This is a genomic window from Glutamicibacter sp. BSL13 (assembly GCF_052928425.1).
Genome location: NZ_JAVGCZ010000139.1, coordinates 1 through 5,107, shown reverse-complemented (window position 1 = coordinate 5,107; position 5,107 = coordinate 1). Strand labels below are relative to the sequence as shown.

Genomic DNA, 5,107 nt, shown 5'->3' with positions numbered 1-5,107 from the left:
CAGCGGCTGTAGCGCACCAGTTCCAGCTGCCCGCTGACCGGCGCGAAGTGCCGGTCGGTGCTGGTCGCGTTGAAGTCCCCGGCGGCCACAATGCGCGGGGAGGGATCCTGCTGCACATACCCGGCCAGGTTGCGCAGCATCATGTCCCGGTCACCGTGCCCGGTGGGCCGGGCGGAGGCGGCATGCACCGTGTACAGGCGCACCGGCCCGGCCGCGGTTTCCACGTCCAGGCGCAGCGCCCGATCCCAGTCCAGGCCCAAATCCAGCGGCTCGGCCCGGCTGACCGGGTACTTGGACCAGACCCCCACGGTGCTGACCGAGAAATGGTACGGGTGGCTGGAGGCCAGGGTGCGGCTCACCTCGGCGTCCTGCCCGGCACCCAGCTCCTGCAGGGCGATGACCTCCGCCCCGGCCTGCGCCAGGGAACGGGCCGCCGAATCCACCTGCCGTTCATGCACGTTCTGGGTCGCCACCTTCAGCCCCTGCACCGGTTCGCGGGCGGGAGCCGGCACCACCATCGGGCCGAAGATCAGCGCCCAGGCCACCGCCGGAACCAGCAGCATCAGGAAGGTGCCGCGCCCGCGCGCGGCCAGGGCAAGGAGCAGCAGCACCGGTACCCCCAACCCCAGCCAGGGAGCCAGGTTGTCGATGACCAGGCCGAGCCCGGCCACGTCGGGAACCTGCTGGTGGAAAACCAGCAGCACGGTCAAGGCAAGGCAGCCGGCAATGATCAGCAGGCGCGCAAATATTCTGGATGCCGACAGGCGGCGTGATGCAACGTGGGACATTGGACTTCAACAGTGCCACAGAAACCTGCAAAAACAATCGATTTGCCCTGCGAAATGCTGTGGACGGTTCAGGCCCCTTCCAGGGGGCCGCCGGAGAGGCGATCTGCCGTGGGCGGCTGGTGATCCAAGACCCGGCGTTCCGGATTCTGCTGTTTTGCGGAGCGATACCCGGGCACCTCATCCTGCAGCGACTCATCTTCCAGCTCATGCCAGTCAATGCTGTCCACCGGGTTGTTCCAGCACGCGTTCTCGCGGCGGATGCGCCGGGTCTTCTCCCTGTCCACCCACGCCACCTTCAGGTGCGAGAAGTGATTGGCGTCAAGGACCTGCGCCGGGTAGCGGACCATGACCCGCGGCCCATAACTGGCGATTTCCTGCGCATGGATCAGCGACCCGTCCAGCTGCACCTCCACGTACGGGCACCGGTCGGCCTCGTGATGCTGGATCTGCGCCGGGTCCTCGGCGGCGGGCAAGCGTCCGCGTGATGCCCCCGTCGACTCGCCCTCCATCCAGCGCAGTACGGCGCAGCCATTGAGCAGGCCACCGGTATGAAAAGGATCCCCCATGATTACAACTCCAACTCGTGCCGGGCCAACTGCAGCAGTTCACTAAGCGAACCCTGCGCGAAGGCCTGGCGCTGGCGGCGTGCCCCATTGCCGCGACGTACTGTTTCTTCCAATTCCTGACGGACGTACTCATAGTCCCCGCTGTCCCGCAGGGCCGGCTCGATGTGGGTGAGCAGGGTCTGCAGGAAAGCCTCGGTGCTGGTGGTGCTGGAGGTCCAGGGGTTCAGCAGCGGGCCGTCCAACCCGTGCTTGGCCGCCTGCCAGAACGCGATGTCCAAGAATTCCGGGTCAAATTCCCGGTTGCGGCTCGGATATTTCACCGCCTGGTCCACCAGCCCGCGCACCAGCAGCGCCAGCAGCACCGAATCGGCGGCCCGCATCTGGGAGTCGGCCACCCGGACCTCCACGGTCGGCTGGTTTTCCGACAGGCGCATCGCCCAGCCCACGTGTCCACTGTCCAGGACCACGTCACTGGCCAGCACCCGGCCCAGGCGCCGGTCGTAGTCCCGGCTGTCCTTGAAGGCCGGCGGAATGCCCTGCACCGACCACCGGCGGTACTGGATGGTGCGCCAGGAGGCGAAACCGGTGTCCGCGGCCCGCCAGTACGGGGAGTTCGCGCTGATCGCCAGCAGCAGCGGAAGCCAGGGGCGCAGCGCGTTCATGGCCACGATCCCCTCCTCACGGTTCTCGATGCCCACGTGGATGTGCTGACCGCTGAGGTAGTGCTCCGCGGCGATGCCGGGCATGTGCTGGGCAATGCGCTGGTAGCGTTCGGTGTCGGTGACCGTCGCGGTTTCGGTGCTGATCGCGGGAACCGCGCCCAGCCCCACCGCCATTAGTCCCTCGGCCTGCGCCGCGGAAGCCAGCTTGCGCCGAAAGGTGCGCAGCTGATCCAGCCCGTCCTGGGGGCTCTGGCAGACCCCGGTGGCGAACTCGATCTGGCATGCCAGCCATTCCTTCTGGATCTCCCCTTCAAGCCGATGCGTTCCCAGTCCGAGCAGTTCGCCGCGCGGAACGGCGGGCAGACCGGTTTCCCCATCGAGCAGGAAGAACTCCTCCTCCACACCAAAGGTGTTCAACGTGTCCTTCCTTCCTTTCTCCCACGCACGCCACTTGCGTCGACGGCGGGTGGGGGCCAGTGCCTGTCGGTAATCCTGGTGCGACACTAGGCCAGTGACGCCGCCGCTGAAAGGGGATCGGGTGAATTCACATGCTGCGTTCAAGAAGCCACAGCGGAGCCTGATGGTAAACGGCAGGAAACTTGCTGAACCGTTCCGATGAATCCGTTGACATTTGTTTGATGCCCTGCCCGCGGCTCGTAGCGTGAGGGGCAGGAATCAGGCACGAATCCCCGTGCCGGCGCCGACCGGTGCTGACCGGGCACCCGCTGGCCGCTGCGGGGGTTTGTCGTCGAACACCGACTTCATCTGCCTCGAACAACTCACGTAGGAGCGCACGCATGAACAAGCCAGCCAATCAACCCAATCAATCCGCCAACGCGAAGCACACCGGTCCGCCGGAGGATGCCGGAACCGGTTACGGCCAGCGTTCCGAGCACATGACCACCAGCCAGGGCGCCCCGGTGCGCGATACCGACCATTCGCTGAAGGCCGGTCCGCGCGGCCCGGTGCTGCTGCAGGATCACCACCTGCGCGAGAAGATCACCCACTTTGACCACGAACGCATTCCCGAGCGCGTGGTCCACGCCCGCGGCGCCGGGGCCTTCGGGCAGTTCACCAGCTACGGCACCGCCGAATCGATCTGCGCCGCCGGGTTCCTGGAACCCGGACGCGTCACCCGGGTGTTCTCCCGCTTCTCCACCGTGGTCGGTTCGCGCGGCTCCTCGGACACCGTGCGCGACACCCGCGGGTTCGCCACGAAGTTCTACACCGAGGAGGGGGTCTTTGACCTGGTGGGGAACAACATCCCGGTGTTCTTCATCCAGGACGGCATCAAGTTCCCGGACATCGTGCACGCCGCCAAACCGCACCCGGACCTTGAGATCCCGCAGGCCCAGTCGGCGCACGACACGTTCTGGGATTTCGTCTCCCTGCACACCCCCGCCCAGGCGCACGCCATCTGGCAGATGAGTGACCGCGGCATCCCGCGGTCCTTCCGGATGATGGAGGGCTTTGGCATCCACACCTTCCGGCTGATCAATGCCGAAGGCAACAGTTGCCTGGCCAAGTTCCACTGGAAGCCCAAGCTCGGGGTGCACTCGTTGACCTGGGAGGAAGCCCAGCTGACCTCCGGGGCGGATCCGGACTTCCACCGCCGGGACCTGGCTGATGCGATCAGCTCCGGGCACTACCCGCAGTGGGAGCTGGGGGTCCAGGTGTTCCCCGATGACGGTTCGGAAAGCTTTGAGGGCATCGACCTGCTGGACCCGACGAAGATCGTGCCCGAGGAACTGGCCCCCGTCCAGCCGCTGGGGCTGCTGGAACTGAACGAGAACCCGTCGAACTACTTCGCCGAAACCGAGCAGGTGGCCTTCCACCCCGGACACCTGGTGCCCGGCATCGACGTCACCAACGACCCGCTGCTGCAGGTGCGCCTGTTCTCCTACATCGACACCCAGCTCAGCCGGCTGGGCGGGCCGAACTTCTCCCAGCTGCCGATCAACCGTCCGCACGCGCCGATCAATGACACGTTCCGCGACGGGATGCACCAGCAGTACATCCACGAAGGGATCGCGCCCTACAAGCCGAACTCGCTGGACGGCGGGTGCCCGTTCATGGCCGAGCCGGGCAGCGAAGCCCAGGCGCGGATGGTGGACTTCCCCGAGGCGGTCACCGAGGCGGTGAAGGAACGCGCCGAGCCGGTGGGCTTCAGCGATCACTTCAGCCAGGCCCGCCTGTTCTACCGCAGCCTCACCGCCCCCGAACAGCTGCACGTGCAGCAGGGGTACTCCTTCGAACTGGGCAAGTGCAGCAGCGAGGAAGTGCGCAAGCGCCAGCTGCAGTGCCTGGCCAACATCGATGAGGAGCTGTGCGCCTCGGTCGCCCTCGCCCTGGGCCTGCCGGCCCCGCAGCCGGATGAGGAGGTCAAGGACATGGCACCGAGTCCCGCGCTGTCCCAGGTCGGCCAGCCGTGGCCGGTCGATGGCCGCGTGCTGGGACTGGTTGTCAGCCCGGAAACCGACCTGGAGCTGGTGCGCCGGCTCAAGGACGAGGCGATGGGCCTGAACCTGCGGGTGCTGCTGGTGGCCGCCGACGGCGGCAAGCTGGCCGAGGACCTGCCGGTGGACCGCAGCTACCTCACCGCCCGCTCGGTGGAGTTCGACAGCATCCTGGTGGTCGGCCGGCACCGTGCCGCGCCCACCGCCAAGGTTCCGCTGGACACCAAGGCCGGGGCGGCCGGGGACCACGCCGGACCCGAGATGCTGGACCCGCGGGTGGGCCTGCTGCTGCAGGAAACCTTCCGCCAGTCCAAGGCCGTGGCCTACACCAGCCCGGAGCTGGAGCAGGACCTGGCGAAGCTGGCCATCCCGGCGGGCACGCCCGGGTTCGAACACCAAGACGCCGGGCAGGCCGTGACCTGGCTGGCCGGGCAGATGGCCCTGCACCGGGTGTGGCAGCGCTTCGGCGGCTAGGTGTAATCTCCACGGACGTTAGGTACACACGGCGTGGCTAGGTGACATAAAGAAGACCTCCGGGTGAGGTGGAGCTTGTCTAAGAGTTCACTTCTCACCCGGAGGTCTTCATGTCCCACTCTAACGCCTTCCTTGCGCCCAAAGGACGTTTGGAACTAGCT

General features: G+C 66.8%; 4 protein-coding genes. 1 reads left to right on the top strand and 3 read right to left on the bottom strand.

What is annotated here, in order from left to right; genetic code table 11:
- The 3 genes from RCJ92_RS14845 to RCJ92_RS14835 all read right to left on the bottom strand — a co-directional run.
- On the bottom strand, window positions 1-788 hold a 788-nt coding region (locus RCJ92_RS14845), incomplete at its 3' end, for an endonuclease/exonuclease/phosphatase family protein (protein WP_446754975.1).
- A 68-nt stretch (window positions 789-856) separates the two neighbouring features.
- Window positions 857-1,354, bottom strand: coding sequence for a hypothetical protein (locus RCJ92_RS14840; protein WP_446754974.1), 498 nt, complete (start codon window positions 1,352-1,354; stop codon window positions 857-859).
- 2 nt (window positions 1,355-1,356) lie between these two features.
- On the bottom strand, window positions 1,357-2,433 hold the full coding sequence (locus RCJ92_RS14835) for a carboxylate-amine ligase (RefSeq protein ID WP_360026869.1): 1,077 nt from the start codon (window positions 2,431-2,433) through the stop codon (window positions 1,357-1,359).
- 380 nt (window positions 2,434-2,813) lie between these two features.
- Between RCJ92_RS14835 and RCJ92_RS14830 the strand changes: the two genes are divergently transcribed.
- On the top strand, window positions 2,814-4,946 hold the full coding sequence (locus RCJ92_RS14830; RefSeq protein WP_446754973.1) for a catalase: 2,133 nt from the start codon (window positions 2,814-2,816) through the stop codon (window positions 4,944-4,946).
- Window positions 4,947-5,107 lie beyond the last annotated feature (161 nt).